Consider the following 20,190-nt stretch of genomic DNA (forward strand, 5'->3'; position numbering starts at 1 on the left):
AAACCGATGGAACAACTGCAAATTTCGATGACAATGCATAAGGTCGAAGCCGGCACAGGTAAGGTGCTCGTTTCGAACATCGTAAACGATACGCGTAAGTATAACCGCGTTGAAGGGAAGGACGGAGAGTCGCTGCGCCTGCGGGCCGCCGATGGTGCGGCCGCTATCGATCTCAGCCAGTACGAAGACATCACCTTCTTGCAGATCGCCGGCACGTATGCTGAATCTGACTCCGTCGCCGGTATCATAGAGGGTTCGCCTGCGCCGATCGAATACGAGTTGGATGGCGATGGGACCGGCGCATTCAGCCGTGCGTCCCGTCTCACTCTTGAGGGGCCGACGAACGTATCCGCTCTGCATGTACGAGCGATCGACGAGCGTCTTGTTAAGTTCAGCATCATCGTTGGAGCAAATGCATGAGCGAGTGGATCGTAGATAAGAAGAACGGGATCGCACGGTTCGGACAGACGGCCGAGATGAACGCGAACGGTACTGGCCGCCTTCGTCTCTCAATGGAGAACGGGGTGTTGCTTGCAGCCGAGCAGGATGCAGATGCGGCTTCTACCGAGGGCTTCCGTCTCGACGGCGGGTTTTTGTTCCGCCCCTTCCGTATGCTGTCAGCTGTGCTTGTCGATGGCTACTGGCTGGACTTCACCGACGCGAAGATGCTGGAAGCGGCGACTCCGCTCTTCGGTGGCGTGACGATCTTTACGAACCATCGCCCTGATGTGAACGACTGGATCGGTGTGACGCAGTCGCCCAGGTTCACGCAGTCGAAGGGCGTTCCCGGTATCGATGCGGAATTCAAGATCGATGCCACAGACTATCCTCGCATCGCTAAGGGTTTGCAGCTCGATCCGCCGGCGATCAAAGCGAACAGCGTCGGCCTGACCTTCACGGCAAACCGCAGCCATCCCGATATGGGCAGCGAGTTCTGGAGTAACCTCGGCCGTGAGGTCGACGGTCAGGTCGTGCGATTCATCGTCACGAGCATCAAGCGTGTGCTCGAAACATCGCTTGTCTACGCCGGTGCTGATCCCTACGCCGGTGCCCTTTCAGCGCCGGACCGTCAGTTCTTTATCTCATCAAACGATACGGAGAAACCTATGCCCACAGAACAACATGCAGAGGATCTGCAAGCCTCGCTTACATCACTCCAGGCAGAGCTCGCCGAGAAGGATACCGCCTTGAAGAGTTATACGGAGCTCGGAACCGTAGAAGAGTTTAAGGCACTGCGTTCGGAGCAGGCATCAGCGCTCAACGCCGTTCGCGACAGGGCTCTGGCCGTGTATCTCTCTCTCGAAGGCGAGAAAGCGAACGATACGATGAAAGGCATCATCGAGTCTGCCAGCTTCGAGCAGGCGACGGCCCTGCATGCTGATTTTCAACAGAAGCTTGAAGAGCGTCATCCGCTCTCCTGCCCGAGCTGTGGAAAAGCAGGCCTGACACGTGCATCGTCTGAGCGACCGGCTCCGCCGGAAGGATCATCGAGCTCGGTGGATCGAGCAGATCAGGTCGATGTATCGACCGTGAAGATGTCGGCGAAAAACGGCGCACGCTGAGAGGCCATTAGACGGGCCTGTACGCCATCGTGATTCGCGAGGGGTGTAACTGGTCCCGAGAAGGGTTTGGAACGATTTGGAACGGGTTCGCTTGCGTCTGACGTAGCGAATTTCCGAGGTCGACAGAATGGATGCGACATAATCAGGGGAAAACGAGCAAAATGGGTATCTGGAACGATATAAAGAGCCTGTTCACCCGCCCGGATGGGCCTCCGATTGCTCTCACGGAGAGGGATAAACCGCTCCGCGAGCATACGGCTGAGGTGCGTCGTTTCCTTGATGGCGTCGATCCGTCGTTCCCGATCGAATTCTACGAGTTGATACCGAAGCTGGTGCTCGTTACGCCTGACCTGCGTCAGGCCACATCGAGGACTATCAATCTTGCGAATACAGGTCTGACCTTCCGCCTGGTCGGTGCATCGAAGCGCATGCAGGAGCGAGCCGATATCGAGATCCGCAATCTGCTGAATAACCATCCGGGATTGATTAACCGTCTGCTGCGACAGGTAGCCACGTCAGGCGCTCTGTCGATGGAAGCCATCCCGTCGGTATCCCTCTCAGGTATTGAAGAGCTGCGTATCGTGCCGGTTCGGAAGATACGCTTCCGCCGTGAGGTTGTGGATGGTCGGGATCGCTTTGCTCCGTATGAGGTGCGCGCCGATGGGAACTGGTATGAGCTAAATCTCGCGCAGTATTCGTACGAGGCTCTTGAGCAGGAAGAAGAGAGCCCGTACGGCATTCCGCCGTATATCTCTGCTCTCCGTTCGGTGAATATCCAGCGAGCCGGCGTTTCGAACATCGAAAAGATCATGCGCAAGTTCGGGCTCTTCGGATTCCTCTCTCTTCTCAAGAAACGCCCGAAGCCCAGGCCGGGTGAAGATGATCAGACTTATGCCGCCCGCTTGAAGCGAGACCTTGAGCAGTTGCGCGACACGACGAACGACAGAATCAGATCGGGCATCATCTATTCTTACGATGACATCGATGTGAAGCACTCAACGGTCTCATCTGACACACGTGGCTTCGAGCAGATCTGGCAGACGAACGAGGAGCAGATCGCGTCCGGAGCCGACATTGATCCGGCGCTGCTCGGTCGGTCTTATTCCACCACCGAGACGTATGCGACCGTCGTCTTCGCCGCTTTCATTTCGAAGCTTGCCAATATCCGGTATCCGGTTGAGCGAGCACTGAAGCGAGCCGTCGATATGCATCTGCGGATGCTCGGCTATCGGTTCGATCGCATCTCTGCCGAATGGGGCGAAGATCCGAGCATGAACCGGGAGCAGGATGCTAACGCAGATAAGGCAGCTGCGGAAACTCAGGAGATAAGGCAGCGGACCATCCTGGCTCTTGTAGCCGCCGGCATCATAGATCTCGATCAGGCGGCAAGGGAGCTGGGTTATGAGAAGGCCGCGCTACGGAAACCGCCGGCATCCTTGCGAGTCGCCGACAGGAAGGTCATCGATCTGTATGACGTAAAAAAAAACGGCTTGAGGAGACGTGCGATTGCGGGGTGAACCACGCCGCACTTGAGGAGCGGAATGCAAGACTGACGGATGAGGATCTCGAAACAGAAGAGACTCTCAACCGGTTGCAGGAAGAGTTCCTCTCCCTGTTTTTCAGGAAGATGAACCTCGCGATCAGGCGACTGGTTCGCGAGGTGAAGAAGGTCGGCGATGCAGAGGATGCAGTCGATCGCATTGTTGAGGCGTATCGCAGCGAGATGGGCAATCGGTTCCCCGATGCCGTTTACAAAGATCTCGCAGATGCGATGAAGAAAGGCTGGCAGGCCGGGCATTACCCAGCCTCGACCGATTGGTCGCAGCGGCCAGCACCGAAGCAGGCGATCGAATGGTTCGCAAAAGCGAATCACTTCGACATCGGTAAGACCTTTGCGGGATACGCTGACGAGATACGCGAGGCTGCGATCGAGTCGCTCAAGACGGGCGATCGCAAGCAGGCTCTCAAGGATCTGGAGAAGCGCATTCCGGGAGTGCTCCATGATGAGCGAAAGCGCCGCCAGCTGGGCGACATCTTTCGCAATCTGCATAACCGAGCGTACACGTTCGGTCGTGTGAAGAGCATGGAGTCGGCGGGCATCACTCGCGTCGAGATCGTCGCTGTGATGGACCGTCGAACATCGCCCATCTGTCGGGTGATGAATGGCAAGTCGTTCTCTATTAAGACGGCGAGCCGATTCATCGACGATTGGCTGGGCACGGAATACGACGAGGGGTTCTGGGGTCGCTTCAGGCAACCGAACTGGGAACCCACGGCAGAAGAGATTCGGGAGGCTGGTAGCCGTAACGATGCTCTTGAGAAGAAGATTGCCCCGCTGCGAAAGCTGTCGGGTGACGATCTGGTGAAGATGCTCGGGATTCCTATCCCGCCGTATCATTTCAGATGTAGGACAACAGCCGTAATGGCACAGGAGTAGAGTATGTCTTTCGAAGATACCTTTAATACCGATCTGCATGGATCGATCCCCCCGGATAACGTTACGCTCTCTCATCCCGATTTCACCGAAGCAGATGAAGGCATCCCTGTGAAGATGACAGGCAATGCGACCATCGGGAAGTGCGCCGATGGAGATCCGTTTCACGGCGTCACTGTGAAGGTGGAGGAAAAGCGCAAGGTCGCATCGGTCTCGGTGCGCGGAATGGTAACCCTGTCTTACAGCGGTACGGATCCTTCGACAGGTTTGCAGCAGATCGTCGGTGATGGGACCGGCAAGGTGAAGATCGGCGCATCTGGACCATCGCGTCTCGTGCTGGCTGTCGATGCGACGGCGAAAACCCTCTCGATGCTGATCTGATACATACATAAAGAATGCGTGAGAACTGCTCTACCCCAGGAGAACGATATGCCACTAATGAAAAAAGACCTTCCGGATATTCAGCTTGACGCCGGTATGTATTCACAAGCTCGCCAGCTCGGCATGAGCATGACCGATTACCTGGCACACCTGGAATCGGACAAGGGTTATGAACCGAAAGGGGAAGCCGCAGAGCTCGATGCATTCGAGCGCCAACTGGCGAAGCATGATATATCTCCGCAAGGAGCGTCGCTTGTTCAGGATTTCTTTAAGACGTCCACGAGCTCTGTGCTGTTCCCGGAATACGTGCAACGGCAGGTGTCGCTTGGCATGCTCTGGGGAAAACGAGAAGTCAGCATTGAAGATCTGATCGCCGCCACGGATACGCTGGTCGGCACAGATGTGACCCGCATTCCCGGATTGGATTTCAGTGCTGAAAAGGCGAAAGCATCCAAGGTCTCCGAGGGCTCTCGCTTTCCGGTCGCCACGATCAAGTTCAAGGATAAGACCGTGCAGCTCGGCAAGGTCGGCGTGGCATTCGAGTCGTCCTATGAGGCTATTCGTCGCGTCAAGCTTCCGATCATCAACATCATGCTCCAGCGCATCGGGTACAATATCAAGAACCAGATCACGGAACTGGCGCTCAAAGTTATGAAAGATGGCGATGGGTCCGCCGGCAGTGCCGCCACGACAAGCACGACTACCACGACAACGTGGACCTATGCAGACTATGTCGATGCGATCATGAGTGCGGCTGATGGCCATGAGTATTCGCATATCTGTCTCGCAAAGGCGTTCATGCAGAAGCTGCTTACGGATTCTACGAACTTCCCGCAGTTCCAGTCGCGGTCCATCCTTGAGGCCTTCCTGAAAACAGGCGACCTTACGGATTTCCTCGGAGTCAAGTGGCGCACTCACGCAAAGGCCGATGACAATACCATCCTGTCATGGGAGCAGTCGAGCAGCTTGATCAGCTACGAGGAGGCCGGAGCCAACCTCGTCGAGACGGACAAGCTCATCAACAAGCAGATGCATGAATCCGTGATTTCGAAGATGATCGGATTCGGAAAGCCCTTCGAGGCCTGCGCCGGTTACAAAACCAAGAAGACCTGATATGTTGCAGACGCTCGAACAGATCAAGCAGCTCATCGGCCTTGAGCCGGAATCGATCGGACTCACCGGTCGGCTCCGACCTGACCATGATGAGGCTTCCGGTGCGATGTCAGATTGGGATCTTTATCTCTCTGACGCAGCGGCTGGCACGACATCCCTTCTGTCTCTCTGGACAGAAAAGGATCTCAGCCAGTCGGGCGTACTCGAGAAGATCCCATCCGATCAGATGTCGCGTTTACGCCGGGCCGAAATCCTGCTACTGCGCGCCGAGATTGTGCTTGATCATGGGGCATCTGAGGCCGTCGAGCCCGGCGATATTCAGGCCGGCGGAAGCGAGGGAATAAAGGTGACGCTCAAACGTCTGCCCCTCGATGAGCGCGGCGCTGTAGCTTCTGAGCTGCGCAGCCGTGCCCGTCTTCTTGTTAAAGGCGACGAAGACACGTTTGCAGGTGTGCTATGAATCGATCGGCATTCTATCTCGGGCTCAAGCGTTCGCTCCAGCATGAGATGTCGCTGCTCAAGCCTGTAAGCCGTACGGGGCGCATTCAGGCCACAGCGATTGTGGGTTATGAATGCGTTGCCGTGCTCCCCTGTCTGTGGACCCGCAAGCGTCGCTTCTTTGCATCTGCGAGCGGTGGCTCCGTTCAGCGTTACATCGATCTTGTGCTGGCTGATCCGAGGGATCTGGCTAACGTAGAGGGATTCGATGAGAGCTGGAAGCTCGTGAGAGGTCGATGCAAGAAGGGCGAAAGGATCGAGGACACCGTGCAGAAGTGGGACATCCTGCTCGTGCCTCCGATCAATCTTGCTCAGCCATCCGTTGCTGTGCTTGAAGTAGAGCAAGGAGGTATGTCGTGAGGATGATACTCTCTGCTAATACGTTCGGGCCGGCCATTCAGCGCGTATCGACGAGCCTTGCCACGGAGCTCGATGCTGCCACACGCAAGAATGCGCACGTGCTACAGGCGACTGCTGTCAAAGGCATCGCATCGAATAGCCTTGCAGACAACCCGATAAATCCGTGGCCGGCGTTGACTCCGGAATATGCTGCTCGCAAGCGTGCGGCCGGTGCCGGCGATAAGATGCTGATCGGGCCTGACAGGGATGCCACTCCCTCATCGCCATCTCATGACGGCGGTGAGATGATGCGATCCATCGAGGTAGCCGACGTGGGTGCGGGCGTCTACGACGTCGGTACGAATATCGCTTATGCACGAGCTCAAGAGCGCGGATATGCTCCGCGCAATCTGCCGGCCAGACCCTTCCTCGGCCCGGCGCTCATCGTCGCCCGACCGATCATGATTGAGAACTGGAAGAAGGTCATGGACCGATTGATCGGGGGTGGCGCATGAGGACTCTACACATGCACTATCTGCGGCTCCTGGCTGCTTCGGTTGCTCTGGGTGGAGATCACCCTTTCCAGACAACGGCACCGGTCGATCTAACGCGCGCCGGCTTCCTCGAAATAGAGCCGAAACATGATCGGTTCATTAACGGTCGTTATCCGTTTGTAGTGGTGTATCATCTACCGACACAGCATCAGCGAGACGGGCATCGCCGCCGTCGCATCGCAAACGGTAAAGAGCCCGACGGCCCCCGTCAAGGGGCGGCCACTCAGCGGCATTTGCGGCGGCAATTCAAGTCGCGCTACGCCTATCGCATGGACTTCTGGATTCAAAACCCGGAAGACGACATACTGAGCGATCCACGACCGATGGAAAGCCATGAACTTTCCTCGCCCGTAGAACTGGATCGTCGGCCGGGTATCGTCGATCAATGCTTGCAATTCATTGCAGAGCATCCGTGGTTCACGGACGGTGAGAATCCCATTCGCGTGCTGCCCGGCGCAAGCGGCATCGTGACCGATCCGATGCGAGAGTTATCCGCATATAAGATCTTTCTGGAAGTATCATTTGAAGATGGCTTATGGATGCTCGAAACCAGATCAACTCTGGATGGTGCGATCCTGAAAATCAACCCCGAGGTAAAACATGAAAGTGCATGAGTTTGCGAAAAAGCATGGAGTGAGCCCGGTCTTCACAGCCGGCCTGGTCGACCATCTGCGTGCAACGATAGATGACGATCTGGACGAGGCAGTGCTGCTCAAAGGATATCAAGATGCGTTTGGTCGTTCCCTCTCGCCGGCGCCTGCTAAGGCGGCGGAGCCCGAGCCAGATGAATCTCAAGAGATGAATTCCTCGGGCCGACGCAGGCGGGCCATCGTGCCCGAGAGCGTGCCCGAATCTGTCGACTGAACAAATAAAGAAGCCCTCCTGCAACTTCCTGAACGATGGGAGGCATTATGCCGACAGGCAATGTTACAACGACCCACATCGACGGTGGCCTCGGCCTATCAGCCGCTATCGCCGATCGGGTGCATGCCAAGATCCTCGTCGCTGAAACCGGCGATGCAAATCGGGCGTATCTGATTTTGAATAAGGCACACGCGAAGAATATCTTCGGACGTGGCCCGCTCGTCGATGCGCTTGTGCAGCATTTCGAGGAGTTCAACGAAGACCTCGGTCAGGTGCCGCAACCTGTTCTCTGCGTCCGTCCGGATAACGATCAAGCGGGATCGTCGGCCGTCAACGCAGACGCTGCGAATACCGGCCTCGCTGCTGCCCCCACACTTACGGGCACTCCGACTGGATCTGCCGTCGTCGTCCTCCTGATAACCAAATCTGGAGCGCACGCCACAGCAGAATACCGTCGCAGCACCGATGGCGGTGTGACGTTCGAGGCACCGCTTGTTACGCCGGCAACGGGGACTCCGATTGCTCTTTCCGCAGGTGTGACAGCAACGTTCGCCGATGACGGCACGACGCCGGCCGACACGTTCAAGGCAGGCGATCGTTTCGTATTCACGATCAAAGGCCCGACGGCATCGTATGCCTCGCATCTTGATGCGTTGATGACGCTGAAACAGGAGTATCGCCCTCGATGGCTTCACATCGGCATCGGCGCTACTCGTGCGTTTGCCACCTCGGTAAATCAAGCGCTCATCGAGTTCGAGACGAAGTATAACCTGCCGACGTTTGCCATTCTACAGGCGAAGTCGTTCGCAGAACAGATGCCGCCCGCCACACAGGAAACGCCCGAGAATATCAGCGACTATTTTCAGGCCATCGATGAGGAGTTCGATCCGTTCTTCTCTCCGCGTGTTGCGATCGTGTCAGCACGAGCACGGTATATCGCCGGCGGCATCGCTGCGTATGGCGGCATTGAATCGGTCAAAGATGCGGGTGGTACGATCGGAGAATTCCGGAACGCTGCGACTCTGCTCTGTGCGAAGCTTGCGGCCGGACCTGTTAACGAGTCGGCCGGCTTCGTCCAGAATCACCGATCCCTGACGATGTCTGAGATCGAATACTGGCAGCAGGGTTATCAGGACTGGATGGACGTGCTTCACGACAAAGGCCATGTCGTGCTCAAGGAGTATAACAACTTCGAGGGCATCTTCATCGCTCGTGATCGCCTGAAGGCTCATCCGGAATCGGACTTTCAGCAGATCCCGGAAAAGCGTCGGGCAGACAAGGCGCATCGCATCGTTTATCAGAACAGCGTGCCGAAGATCAATGCCGATACGCAAGCTCTGTCCTTCGACTTCATGGAAGCCGATGCGTCGGCCGCAGTGAAGAAGGCGATGGTGCAACCGGGGCGCGCAGAGATCAGCGGATTTGAAATCACCTTCGATCCGGAAAAGACGTTCAGTAAGACAGGGATCATCGAAGCCCTGCTCACAATGTATATCAGAGGCCGTGCGCAAGCGATCAGTTGGAAGACGTCTTTTGCACAGGCCGAGTAAGGGAGGCTATCGATGTCTGTAATTCAACCCGGGGATTTAATCCCCGAAGCCGGAGCATGGGAAGGATTCCAGCTCAATCTGTTTGGCACTGATCTCGTCGACTTTACTGAGTTCGGTTTAAGCTACGAGGCCGAGTTCGAAACGAACTATGGTAAGGGCGGCGAAGCGGTGAGCTGGTCGATCAAACGCTACAAGCGGAGTAGCAAGGCTCAGCTGAGTTTCGACCAGATGGGTTATCTGTTCAATCAGGCTATCATTTATGGTGGTGACCTGCTCAAGTTGCCGCCTCAGCCAATCACAGCGACATCTCAGGTGGGTGACAAAGTGTTCAAGCTGATCATCCCCGCAGCCAAGATCATCAAGTTTGACATGAACTGGAAAGAGGGTAACTCTAAAATGGATGTTCCCATCGATTTCGGTCTAACGAGTTATCCCATTATCATGCTCGTTTGAGCCAACCATGAATGCCTGAAGGTTCAGGCAAAAACAGGAGAATTAGAATGGATGCAACGAATGCATACAAGCAGGTTGGCGGCATTGAGGCCGCCATTAATCAACTTTCACCGATTGAGTCGACGATCGACGATGTCTGGATCGAGCAGAATCAAGAAGCCCTCGATGAGCTGAAAGCAGTCTACGAAGACAAGGGCGGCATTCACGTGATTGAAGTCGGCGACTCGCATTGCATCTGCCGCGTGCCGGCTCGTGAGATCATGTCGCGTATTGCGAAGAAGGCTCAGATCAGCAAAGCTGCCGATCCGCTGGCTCAGGATCTGGAACTCTTTCGGCTGTGTCTGCTCTTCCCGCGCTTCGAATCTGAAACAGTGCAGCGATGGTTGCGTGACGCTCCCGGCCTGCCAACGGCGGTCAGTGTCGAGCTGATGAAGATCGCGAAGGTGACCGTTGAGGCCACCTCAAAAAAGCTGTAAGCCGGCGCCGTGCAGAGTTAGAGAATGGAAGCGGCCTCGTCGAACTCCTGTCGGCACACTGGTTTCCGGGGCTGCCTGTACCGGAGGACGACGACGGCTATATGCAGCGGCTGGCTGAGATAGAATGGATGGAGCGACATCATGTCGAGCTGATGGCTCAGGCGATAGCGAAGGCGCTGGGAGGGAAATAGAGTGAAAAACAACTTGAAATGTCATCCCATCGAGGTATACTGCATTCATGGCAGTAGATCCCTGGAAGCGCAAGGTTCGCAACGAAGGCCTGTTGATACTGCTGGCCTGCGCCTTGATCGGCATCATTGTCGTTCCGCCGTTACTCGTCCTGATTGCCAGCCTGATATTCTGATTTCCGGAGGGTCGCTATGAGCGATTCCTCCGCCACATACGAACTCAACGCACGCGTCACTGCATGGGACGCTGCAACATCCGTGTTTTCTAAGATAGGAAACCACTGGGATGCCCTGATCAATAAGTTTGAGATGGCTCCGGATGATAGTGCATGGGTTGCATCACTTCAAAAGAGAGCGAAATACGCCCTTAGCTTCTCTGCTATCTCTGCTGCTGCATTCGTCGGATTGACGACGAGCATGGTGCATTCTCGCCTTGCAGTCGAAGAGCTCACCGGCGATATACGCACCCTCGGCGCTACGAGCGCTGAGATCCAGCGCATCGAGTCTGCGACGACGGCAATGTCGGCAGAGCTCGGTATCGCTCAGACGACTCTTCTCACCGGCATTTATGACATCAAGTCGGCCGTGTCGACGCTTGATCTATCGGCTCTGCCTGAATTTACGGATGCGATCGCCAGAACGGCCGTCGCCACGAAGGGCAACTTCGAGGATCTCTCGAAAACGTTTGGCATGGTGTATAACCAGTTTGCCCACCGATATCAGCATCTTTCTGAGGTAGACTTTGCCCGCAACCTCGGGAATAACATCACGTGGGCGGCTAACAAGTTCCGAGCGGACGGCGAGAGCATCAATCAGGCATTCACGACGCTCGGCAGTTCTGCGGCCACTGCCGGGTTCACGCTTGAAGAACAATCGGCAATTATCGGACGCCTGCTCAACACGATGGTGCCGTCGACGGCAGGTAACTCCTTCCGCGTGTTCGTTGATAAGATGGACACAGGCCTCGCGAAACTCGGCATCAGCAAGATCGACCCGGTCACGAAGAAGATGAAGGCTCTGCCTGATATTCTTGATGAGATCGCAAAGAAGTCGCCGTCGAACAAGCTATTGAATGAAGCCTTTTCTGAAGAAGGCACAAAGATGCTGCGCGAGTTGCTGCCGCATACGAAGGCTCTGCGCGAAGATATGATCGAGATCGCGACAGCTTCTATGAATCAGAACTGGCAGTTCCTTGACGATGCCTCGGCGATCAAGATGCAAACGTTCCCGGTATCACTGCGGAGAATACGAGAAGGCCTGACGGCGATCTGGGGGCAGATCTCCTCTGGCGTCGGCCCTCTGACGACTCTGGTGTCGTGGTTGGCTGATGGCGTGGAATGGCTTGCTCGCTTCACGGCCGAGCATCCGAAGGTGGCACAGTATATCGGCACCTTTGCTCTCCTTGCGACAGGCATCGGCGCGGTCGGCGGCATGATCGTCGCCGCAAGTTCGGTTCTCAAAATGTGGACTATCCTCAACTTATACAGTGCCCTCGCATCGGGCGCGGCCACGAGTGCCAGCGGAGCGTACGCTCTCGGGCTCAAAGCGGTCGGTGTGTCGATGCTGGCAGCGACAAAAGCGGCATGGGGTTTTGCCGTCGCACTGATGGCGAACCCGCTCACATGGATCGTTCTCGGCGTCGTCGCTCTGATCGCCGGCATTGCTCTTTTGATTATCCACTGGGATAAGGTGAAGGCTGCCGGCGGGGCCGCATGGACATGGATACGAGAACGCTGGTCATCTGCGCCGGGATGGCTGCGCGGGTTGCTGGCTGTGCTCTTTGTCGTGCTCACCGGCGGCCTCGGCATCATCGTGATTCTCGCGGCGAAGCACTGGGACAAGATCGTTGCATACGGTACGGCTGCATGGCGCTGGATAGCGAACGTATGGGATGCCGGCACCACAGCCTTTGTCGCTCTATGGGAACGCCTGTCATCGGGCGCCACAGTCGCCTTCGAGACGGTTACCGGTTTATGGAATCGTCTTCCTGGCTGGGCTCAGGGCCTCATCGTATTGCTGTCGCCGCTCATCGGTCTGCCTCTCTTGATCGCTTCGAATTGGGCTCAGTTCAAAGGCATCGTCACGGATCTGCTTGCGGGTAACTTCGACGCCGCATGGGTCAGAATCAAGTCCCTGGCTCAAAAGGCCGGGCTCGGTTTTGTAACTGCTTTCCTTGAGGGTATGTTCACAGGTGCAGGTCAACTACTCGGCGGCGTCAAATATCTGTTCGAACAGGTGGATAAGTTCCTGCCTCATTCTGACGCGAAGATGGGGCCGCTGTCGCGGCTCACTCACGCAGGCCGTGCGCTGACGGGCACTCTCGCTCTCGGTATGGTCGCTGCGACACCGACTCTCGTTCGTGCGACTGATGACATGGCTCGATCTATCGCCGTGCCCGAGATCGTGAGAGAGGTTGTTTCACCGGCCCGCCGCTCTGATCCTGTAAACATTAAGGGTGGGAATCAAACCACTGTGAATGTTGACCTCCAGCATGATAACCGCGGCCGCAGGGAAACGATCGAAGACTGGGGCCGGCATCTGGCTGAGGCGATCTACGACGAACTGGAGCGTGTCTGATGATAAACGCTAATCCCATCAAGTCACTCGATGGCGGCCGCATCATTGATGCGTTTGAAACCCTCTGGGGAGATCCGCTCATCCTCAAAGGGGAAGGCACGGACGCATGGAGGTCGTTTCGCTTTCCGCCCGGCACGCGCATTCGACTGGCCACGCAACGGATCATGAGCCGCACGCGGGTGCCAGACCGAAACGGATCGATCAAAGAGATGAGCGGATATGATGACTTCTCGGTCGACATCGATTTAGATCTGGTTCTGCCCGCGTACAGCGATCTGCTACCGAACCCTGAAGGCCCCGGACTGGCCGAGACGGCCGACTCTGTCGCCGACTACCTCGGCATACAGTCCATCGTCGATGCGCTTATCAAGCTCAAGAACATCTGGCAAATCGAATCGAGGCTGGTCGTCGATAACGAACGCATGAATGCCCTCGGCATTGAGTACCTCGTTCTGGAGAGGTTTACGATTCCGGATAACCCGACATACTCTCATCAGCCGGTGCAGATCACTGCTTACAGCGATACGGACTATGAGCTACTCCTGACAGAATCTAAAACAGGGGGCACCCCATGACGCATACGTGGCGCAGCGGTGATACCTTGCAGCGCATAGCGGCTCGCTGGTATGGAGACTGGACGCTGTGGCCGGCCGTGCGTGATGCAAACGGTCTGGTTTCTGTCCTGCCGTCATCCGGCCAGAGGCTTGAGATCCCGGATCTGCCTGACCGCGAGCGATTGCATACGGTCGTCAGTGGCGACTCTTATGAATCCGTTTCGCTGCTCTATTATGGCACCGAGCATTTCGCCGAACGTCTGCGCAATGCCAACCCGACAGAACATATCTATGATCTCGTCGGCCGCCAGATCGTGATTCCTGCTCTGGTTAACGGAGCCACTGTGCGGAGGCTGCGCAATGCTGCGAATGCAGTTTGAACTTACGATCGGCAAGTTTACCGTGCCATATATCGTTCGGGCTGAGTGGGATCAGTCGCGCTCCACGATGGTTCAGGAGTTCAAGGTGATCCTGCCGTACTACAAGAACATCTCAGAGATTCAGCCAGAGGATACGGTCGTTTTCCGGTGCGGCTATAAAGAGGTCGATTACGGAGACCCCGATGGCCATAAGCTTCCCATTGAATTCGTCGGCCAGATCTATGAGATAGGCGCTCCCGATCGCAAGGACACGAACGATAGCGAGAACTACTTTCGCAAGAGCGGGGGCGCTCGCGAGGGCCGCCTCATTGAGATTAAAGCCCGAGATCCACTTTACAAACTCCGCTTTATGAAAGTAGATCAGAGCTGGGTTGGCACAAATTATCTGAGAATGCAAACCGAACTCTTCCTAACGAAACTGGAATCATACACCGCAGCACAGGGAACCCCTTTGAAAGTAAAGCGTTTATATGATGCAGAGACAGTCAATCCTTCGGGTGGACTGTACTTCCCATTGAACCAGCTTCAAAGTGTGCTTCATGCGCTATCCATCATGCGGGAAGTGAAGAACGATGGGCTCGGCATCGACATCTACTATCGTGATGGTGCTCTAATTCTGAAAGATCCTGGAGATCCTGACTACGTCGAAACCCGTGTCGGAGCCTTTGTATTCGGGCAAAACATCATTGATGACGATCTTTACGCACGGCCGGGGAAGGCCGTTAAGGTGACAGTTCGAGGCTATGATCCTGATCTGGGTCAATCCTATAGCGGGACTTATCCCGGAGTAGATGCTCAAGATTTGAGGGCTGTTCGGTTGTTCAACCGACATGAAGCGGCAAAGGGCGATTTTTCAGATTCGTCACTGAAGCAATCTATCGGGAATTATGCCGAGTTGAACTTTGATGTTTCTGGAATCAAAAGCGACCAAGCCGCCAAAGAGAAGGCGATGCGGATCTGGGAAGAGATTGCCGGAGATGGATTTCAGGGAAACTTCACTACGTTCGGCTGGCCTCGTGTGCTGAGCTCGAATCCTATCCTAATCCACGACAAGCGCAATCCAGCGCGAACGGGGTTGGCGATCGTTAACAGAGTGAAGAAGGTCTTTGACTATTCCAATGCCTCATACCGGCAGCAAGTGGAGCCCGGATACTTCCCTTCGAAGATCGAGAACGGTCTGACGGTACGGTCGACGCCGACGGGCACGCCAGCTGCATCGCAGCAAACCGAAAACGCCCAGCAGCGCCTGAGCACCATCACAGCTCCAAGAGCCACACAGTTCGGTGGCCAGATGAGCCTGACGCAGGCGATCGAGTTCGCGAAGCAGGCGAAGGACGGTAAGCAATGAAAGGCGGTCTTGTCGATGCGATTGTTGCGGCATGGCAGAAAGGCCATCCCATGTATTATGCCCTCAGCGGCACCGTTACGAAGGCCAGTGCTTCGCCAAAGCGCTGCGACGTGAAAGTCGGCGACGCTACCGTGCCCGATATCGAGTACACGGCAGAAGGTGTGCCGGCCATTGACGCTGAATGCCTTGTCGTTTTCAGGGGCAACAATCCGGATCAGGGCCTCGCCGTCGGTTTCTCGCGCTTCGCATCGATTGAGATGGAAGTGGGCTCTGCGCCGGCCGGCTCACCGACGAACGCAACGATCAAGACCAGCGCTGAGAAGATCGAGCTCAAGCTGCTACAGACCGAGATCAAGCTGGAGCCGACGGCTCTGACAGCAAAGGTCGGCACGAATGAGCTTCTCGGTGCGGCCGCATCTGGCTGGGTGTTCAAAGGCCCGGTCGAGTTTCAGGCAGACGTGCACATGAAAGAAGAGCTGACCGTCGACAAGAAGGCTACGGTCAACGGCATCGACTTCGAGAATCACGGCCACCCGTACACGGATGAGCCGGGATCGATTGCGAAAGTAACTTCGAAGGCGCAGCCTCTGGGAGCATAACGATGGCAGATATTGCAGGCTACAGCGGTCCGTTCGGCGGTGCCAACCCTCAGAAGGGCGATCTCTATCTTGAGTCGGCGACCTTCGATCTGGCAGAGGATGAGATCGTCGGGCAGAACATTCTCGATGAACTGGAAGAACTGTTTGAGATGACGCCGGCCGACGATCTGGATTTTCCAGAACTCTACTCGATGCAGCAGAGCGCCTATCTCGGTGAAGAGGGCTCCCGCAGCGACGGCCTGCGCCGGATCAGGGACACGCGTCGGATGCTCGCTCTTATTCCCGGCATTGATGTGGAGAATTCCCGAGTCCAGCTTGACGCGCAGAACAGCATTGTTTTAGACTTACGACTGAGCGACGGCCGCAAGCTGTCGCGGACGATTTGAGATACATATAGAGCTCGAAAAGAGCGAAGAACTGCACTTCCGCCAGAGGCGGAAATGATTCCTTTCCCATCGAAGGATGAGGTATACAACGAGATCGTTACGATCCTGAAAGCCGCTCAGGACGTAAACGGCAAGCTGCTCTTTCGCAGCCACCGATTCAGCCCGCTTTCGCGGACAGGGACGATCATCCGTGCCCTGTCGATGGGCGTCTATCTGTTCATCGATACCATCCTGTATAAGCTCCTCAAAGCAATCCACCCGCACACATCTGAAGAAGAGGAACTGCACGAGCATCTCGCCGCACGCGGAATGGAGTGGAAGAAGGCACAGGCTGCGAGACATACGGTCCGCATCGGTAGCTCGGAACCTATTACAGCCGACATACCCATCGGACAGGGACAGATCGTTGCAACGGCCGGCGAAGGCGCTGTCCGTTTCCGATCGCTCGAATCGATCACGGTGCCGGCCGATACGGCTGCAGACTCTCGCGGCTACTATACCGTTGAGACGATCGTCGAATGCCTCGAAAGCGGTATCATCGGCAATGTGGCCGCTGATGCCATATCGGTGATCGAGTCCGGTCCGTCTGGCATCGACGTTGTGTATAATCCCGATGTCGATCCTGTCACATCCGGGGCTCCACGCGAGACGATCAATCAGGCACGGGAGCGCATCCGCACCTATGATGCGGCCGCAGGAACGATGTGGCTACCTGACTGGTATCGGACAAAGGCCGAATCGCATCCGAACGTCGCCCGAGCGATCTTCAAGAGCAGCCGTGATATCGGCATTCCCGGAGCCGTGAAGCTCTGGCTGCTTGCGCTGTCCGGAACTGTCACGCCTTCCGAACAAGCTGAGATCCTTGCCATGTTCGAGAGTGATGAAAACGATCCCGGTGCCGTTGCTCGTGTGCTCCTTGAGAACTTCACGCCCGTCGCCGTCGATCGCATCATTCAGGTGCAGTTTCAGGATGCGGCCAGCATTCCGGCGCAGGAAATCCTCGATGAGATCTTCGATCGCTATTTCTCAGGTTTAACCGAGGGCGAAAACTACATCGAGGCCGATATCAAGGCCCTTTATCTTGCACTGCCGCGCACGGTTCGCGTGCTCTGCAACCCACCGGGTGATGTGGTCGTCGCGGCCGGTCAGGTTGCCGTGGCCGGCGATTATGAGGTCAGAGGGGAGGTCTACGTCGCATGATCTTCTCGTTCGACTTCGATTCGCTCATCTGGGCGAACATGCGTCGACGCATCCGTGCGCTCGGGCCGGACTCGTTCTGGTATCGATTCCTCGCCGCTCTGTTGCTGGTCCTCTCCGAGCGTGTCACGCGGGCGAACTGGCTCTTGCGCCAGATCTGGTTTGAGACCTCGGACGGTAGCGGTCTCATCCTGTGGGGCCAGCGCTGGGGCATTCCTCCGCTTTACGGCGAGGATCTCGAAGCCTACCGAAACCGAATCATCGAAGAGCGGGCTCACTTGCGCAACCCGACCAATGCCACGCGAAAGGCCATCGTATCACAGATACTGCTTACGCCTGTTGCAGACGTCGAGATCGTGCGTGTATACGACCACGTCTGGACAGTCGGCGGTCCTGTCGGTGCCCCCATTGCCTCGCGTGATTATGCGATGACGGCCTATCATATCTACGCTCCGACCCCGATCGTCGGTGACCTTGCCGAGCGTGGAGCTCGCATCCGTCGCCTGATCGATCGCATCACGGTCGGTGCAGGCTGGCCTGAGATCTATCTCGATGCGGGGGTAGGCTCCGTTCCGTCATCCGGCCAGACCGTCGGCCGGCGCATCGATGCGGCCCCGGACAGCCCACTCCACGTATTCCATCCATTCTGAGGTAAGCATGAACACAACACCAGGCATAGTATGGCCCCAGAGGGGCAAAGCAGTCTATCAAGAGGATCTCGATTTCGAGCAGGTATCCAAGGACGATGCGATCGTTAATAGGACAGCGGATCATTACTCTCATGGCGTCCAGTTCGGCGGCGAGGTAACGATCGCCGGTGCCGGATTGATCAGTGTAGGGCCGACGTTGGCCTATGATATTGATGGCAAGCGAATTCACCATCCATCATCGCAGAGCGTCATTGTGCCCGACGGATCATGGATCGTCGCCTTGCGTCACGAATGGTCCATGAGCGACGGCGTCGACCCGGATCTATCAGGCACGTCTGTTCAGTACCGCAACGACAGTTACGTAATCGTGCTCCGTGCGGCCGCACAGCCGGGTGATATCCCGCTGTGGTCGGTGACGTTTGCTGCCGGGGTCGGCACGCTCGGGGCAGATCTGCGCAGCTTGCGTTCAATGACGATTGCGGGCGGACTGGATGTGGGCGGCAAGATCCGTGCCTACGGCGGCATCGAGGTGTTCGGCTCGATGACGTCGATCGAGACGGTTAACCAACAGATCAAAGATGCCGTCATCGATCTCAATCATGGCGAGACAGGCGCCGGGGTATCGCTGGGCTACGCCGGTCTGCGTGTTATGCGAGGCAGTCTTCCGGCCCAGAGACTCGTATTCGACGAAGCCGTCGATCGGTTCCGTGCCGGCGTCGAAGGATCAGAAGAGTTGATAGCGCTCCTTTCCGAAGTGTTTACACAGGCACAAATAAACGCTTTCTTTTCCGGCGAAGCCGGTGGAAAGAAATTAGTCGATTGGGCCAATGTCATCAATAAGCCAGCGAGCACGACGATTGGCCGGCTCGGCATCTACATCGAGCCGACATCGCCCGCAGGCGTGCTGTATTTCGGCGGCACCTATCCATCGCGAGCCGCTTATGCAGGCCTGTGGGATTGGGTCAGCGCCCGCCCATCGCTGATTGATGACGCGAATAAGGCCAAATTTGGCACGGGGGATGGAGCGACGACGTTTCGGTTACCTGACTGGAGAGGGTTAGGCGTCCGCGGCGCGGGCGCAAGTGGAGCTTTCCTGAAGGCGAACGGCAGCTATTATGACGGTGGCCTTCTGATGGGTGTCATTCTCGATCAGCTGCTGAGCCACAGACATCAAATCTTCAGCGCCAATGGGCCGAGCGGCGGCTCGACAACCGCAGCGACGTTCGCGATCTCGTCGCCTGGCGGCACGTGGGCGGACTGGTCGATCAGCGGGCCGACCGCCCTGTCGTCCGGCATTCGCACGGGTGATGAGACACGCGGTGCGACAGTGGGCATACACTGGGGTATATCATATGAGTGAGGTAATCGAGATGGCTAACGACACATATTACTGCTGGGACGCAGATGGCGCCTATACGCACTCGGAGCCAGCACAGCCAGATCACATCGCGGGCGGCTATCTGGCTCCGCCGGATAACGCAACGTTTGATTCCATACCTGCCAAGCCGTGGCCCGAGCACACATGGCCTCGGCGTGTGGGCACTGCGTGGGTGCTCGTACCAGACAACCGTGATGTCCTGCTGTGGCTCAAGGCGGATGGATCGCCAGTAAGGCTTGATCTCGGCGATGAGCCTGATGAGACGATGACGACATTGGAGCCGAAGCCCGGTCAGGTATGGCAGGATGATCAATGGCGATACACGCGATCGGATCTTGAGGGGTGGTATCTCGCCCGGATCAACGGGCAGGCAGAGGCCGCTCTCGCAGCGCTGAAGGCAACGTATCCCGACGCAGAGGTCCGCACGTGGGATCGACAGGAGGCCGAGGCGCGCGCCTATCAGTCCGACAGTAACGCGTCGACGCCGATGATCGACGCTCTTGCAGCGTCGCGTGGGGTATCTAAGGCCGATCTTGTCAGCCGGATCATCGCTAAGGCCGATGCATGGGTCGTGATCGTCGGTCAGGTTATCGGTCAGCGGCAGGCGCTGGAAGACGCTATGCCAACTATGACAGATGCGGAGATCGAAGCCGCCGTGTTTCCGTCTACTGAACCGCAGCAGTAAGTAGGTCGGAAAAACAAGCTGGAC

At 56.6% G+C, this 20,190-nt stretch carries 25 protein-coding genes; all 25 read left to right on the forward strand.

The features are described from left to right. Positions 1–6: 6 nt before the first annotated feature. Positions 7–420 carry a hypothetical protein gene (locus tag LEPIL_RS18385; protein WP_002774845.1) on the forward strand — a complete coding sequence of 138 codons (414 nt, stop codon included), beginning with the start codon at positions 7–9 and terminating at the stop codon, positions 418–420. After that, the gene (locus LEPIL_RS18390) at positions 417–1,562 is read left to right on the forward strand and encodes a hypothetical protein (RefSeq protein ID WP_002774846.1); all 1,146 of its coding nucleotides are present in this window, start codon (positions 417–419) and stop codon (positions 1,560–1,562) included. The genes LEPIL_RS18385 and LEPIL_RS18390 overlap by 4 nt, the downstream gene beginning before the upstream one ends. Before the next feature lie 131 nt (positions 1,563–1,693). Beyond that, positions 1,694–3,079, forward strand: coding sequence for a hypothetical protein (locus LEPIL_RS18395; protein WP_002774847.1), 1,386 nt, complete (start codon positions 1,694–1,696; stop codon positions 3,077–3,079). Between the two features lie 110 nt (positions 3,080–3,189). Further along, positions 3,190–3,999 (forward strand): minor capsid protein, encoded by an 810-nt coding sequence (locus LEPIL_RS18400; protein WP_143464708.1) that lies wholly within the window; start codon positions 3,190–3,192, stop codon positions 3,997–3,999. Between the two features lie 3 nt (positions 4,000–4,002). Beyond that, positions 4,003–4,377: a hypothetical protein gene (locus LEPIL_RS18405; protein WP_002774850.1), complete on the forward strand. Its 375-nt coding sequence runs from the start codon at positions 4,003–4,005 to the stop codon at positions 4,375–4,377. A gap of 48 nt (positions 4,378–4,425) precedes the next feature. Beyond that, positions 4,426–5,490 (forward strand): phage major capsid protein, encoded by a 1,065-nt coding sequence (locus LEPIL_RS18410; protein WP_002774862.1) that lies wholly within the window; start codon positions 4,426–4,428, stop codon positions 5,488–5,490. Position 5,491: 1 nt separating this feature from the next. After that, positions 5,492–5,950 carry a hypothetical protein gene (locus LEPIL_RS18415; RefSeq protein WP_002774863.1) on the forward strand — a complete coding sequence of 153 codons (459 nt, stop codon included), beginning with the start codon at positions 5,492–5,494 and terminating at the stop codon, positions 5,948–5,950. Beyond that, positions 5,947–6,348 (forward strand): hypothetical protein, encoded by a 402-nt coding sequence (locus LEPIL_RS18420; RefSeq protein ID WP_002774864.1) that lies wholly within the window; start codon positions 5,947–5,949, stop codon positions 6,346–6,348. Before LEPIL_RS18415 ends, LEPIL_RS18420 begins: the two co-directional genes overlap by 4 nt. Before the next feature lie 2 nt (positions 6,349–6,350). Further along, entirely contained in the window at positions 6,351–6,842 is a 492-nt protein-coding gene (locus LEPIL_RS18425; protein WP_002774865.1) for a phage virion morphogenesis protein, read from the forward strand. An 11-nt stretch (positions 6,843–6,853) separates the two neighbouring features. Beyond that, entirely contained in the window at positions 6,854–7,495 is a 642-nt protein-coding gene (locus tag LEPIL_RS18430) for a hypothetical protein (protein ID WP_002774866.1), read from the forward strand. After that, entirely contained in the window at positions 7,482–7,745 is a 264-nt protein-coding gene (locus tag LEPIL_RS18435; protein WP_002774867.1) for a hypothetical protein, read from the forward strand. The genes LEPIL_RS18430 and LEPIL_RS18435 overlap by 14 nt, the downstream gene beginning before the upstream one ends. A 47-nt stretch (positions 7,746–7,792) precedes the next feature. Further along, the gene (locus tag LEPIL_RS18440; RefSeq protein WP_002774868.1) at positions 7,793–9,295 is read left to right on the forward strand and encodes a DUF2586 family protein; all 1,503 of its coding nucleotides are present in this window, start codon (positions 7,793–7,795) and stop codon (positions 9,293–9,295) included. A gap of 12 nt (positions 9,296–9,307) precedes the next feature. Further along, entirely contained in the window at positions 9,308–9,748 is a 441-nt protein-coding gene (locus LEPIL_RS18445) for a hypothetical protein (protein WP_002774869.1), read from the forward strand. Between the two features lie 47 nt (positions 9,749–9,795). After that, positions 9,796–10,224: an LIC_10177 family protein gene (locus LEPIL_RS18450; protein WP_002774870.1), complete on the forward strand. Its 429-nt coding sequence runs from the start codon at positions 9,796–9,798 to the stop codon at positions 10,222–10,224. 238 nt (positions 10,225–10,462) lie between these two features. Then, positions 10,463–10,588 carry a hypothetical protein gene (locus LEPIL_RS24075; RefSeq protein ID WP_002774871.1) on the forward strand — a complete coding sequence of 42 codons (126 nt, stop codon included), beginning with the start codon at positions 10,463–10,465 and terminating at the stop codon, positions 10,586–10,588. Positions 10,589–10,604: 16 nt separating this feature from the next. Next, complete coding sequence (locus LEPIL_RS18455; RefSeq protein WP_002774873.1) at positions 10,605–12,989, forward strand: phage tail tape measure protein; 2,385 nt, start codon at positions 10,605–10,607, stop codon at positions 12,987–12,989. Then, positions 12,989–13,564, forward strand: coding sequence for a DUF6046 domain-containing protein (locus LEPIL_RS18460; protein ID WP_002774875.1), 576 nt, complete (start codon positions 12,989–12,991; stop codon positions 13,562–13,564). The genes LEPIL_RS18455 and LEPIL_RS18460 overlap by 1 nt, the downstream gene beginning before the upstream one ends. Next, entirely contained in the window at positions 13,561–13,923 is a 363-nt protein-coding gene (locus LEPIL_RS18465) for a LysM peptidoglycan-binding domain-containing protein (protein ID WP_002774877.1), read from the forward strand. Before LEPIL_RS18460 ends, LEPIL_RS18465 begins: the two co-directional genes overlap by 4 nt. A gap of 85 nt (positions 13,924–14,008) precedes the next feature. Then, positions 14,009–15,271, forward strand: coding sequence for a hypothetical protein (locus LEPIL_RS18470; RefSeq protein WP_157135115.1), 1,263 nt, complete (start codon positions 14,009–14,011; stop codon positions 15,269–15,271). Further along, the gene (locus tag LEPIL_RS18475) at positions 15,268–15,870 is read left to right on the forward strand and encodes a hypothetical protein (RefSeq protein WP_002774881.1); all 603 of its coding nucleotides are present in this window, start codon (positions 15,268–15,270) and stop codon (positions 15,868–15,870) included. Before LEPIL_RS18470 ends, LEPIL_RS18475 begins: the two co-directional genes overlap by 4 nt. A gap of 2 nt (positions 15,871–15,872) precedes the next feature. Continuing rightward, positions 15,873–16,256 (forward strand): LIC10183 family protein, encoded by a 384-nt coding sequence (locus LEPIL_RS18480; RefSeq protein ID WP_002774883.1) that lies wholly within the window; start codon positions 15,873–15,875, stop codon positions 16,254–16,256. 54 nt (positions 16,257–16,310) lie between these two features. Further along, positions 16,311–17,456 (forward strand): baseplate J/gp47 family protein, encoded by a 1,146-nt coding sequence (locus LEPIL_RS18485; RefSeq protein WP_002774885.1) that lies wholly within the window; start codon positions 16,311–16,313, stop codon positions 17,454–17,456. Next, the gene (locus tag LEPIL_RS22590) at positions 17,453–18,103 is read left to right on the forward strand and encodes a hypothetical protein (RefSeq protein ID WP_002774887.1); all 651 of its coding nucleotides are present in this window, start codon (positions 17,453–17,455) and stop codon (positions 18,101–18,103) included. Before LEPIL_RS18485 ends, LEPIL_RS22590 begins: the two co-directional genes overlap by 4 nt. 7 nt (positions 18,104–18,110) lie before the next feature. Further along, the gene (locus LEPIL_RS22595) at positions 18,111–19,463 is read left to right on the forward strand and encodes a hypothetical protein (RefSeq protein ID WP_002774889.1); all 1,353 of its coding nucleotides are present in this window, start codon (positions 18,111–18,113) and stop codon (positions 19,461–19,463) included. Further along, positions 19,456–20,166 (forward strand): hypothetical protein, encoded by a 711-nt coding sequence (locus tag LEPIL_RS22600; protein WP_052608450.1) that lies wholly within the window; start codon positions 19,456–19,458, stop codon positions 20,164–20,166. Before LEPIL_RS22595 ends, LEPIL_RS22600 begins: the two co-directional genes overlap by 8 nt. Positions 20,167–20,190: the final 24 nt, after the last annotated feature.

It is taken from the genome of Leptonema illini DSM 21528, assembly GCF_000243335.1.
In the GTDB taxonomy this organism is placed as follows: Bacteria; Spirochaetota; Leptospiria; order Leptospirales; family Leptonemataceae; genus Leptonema; species Leptonema illini.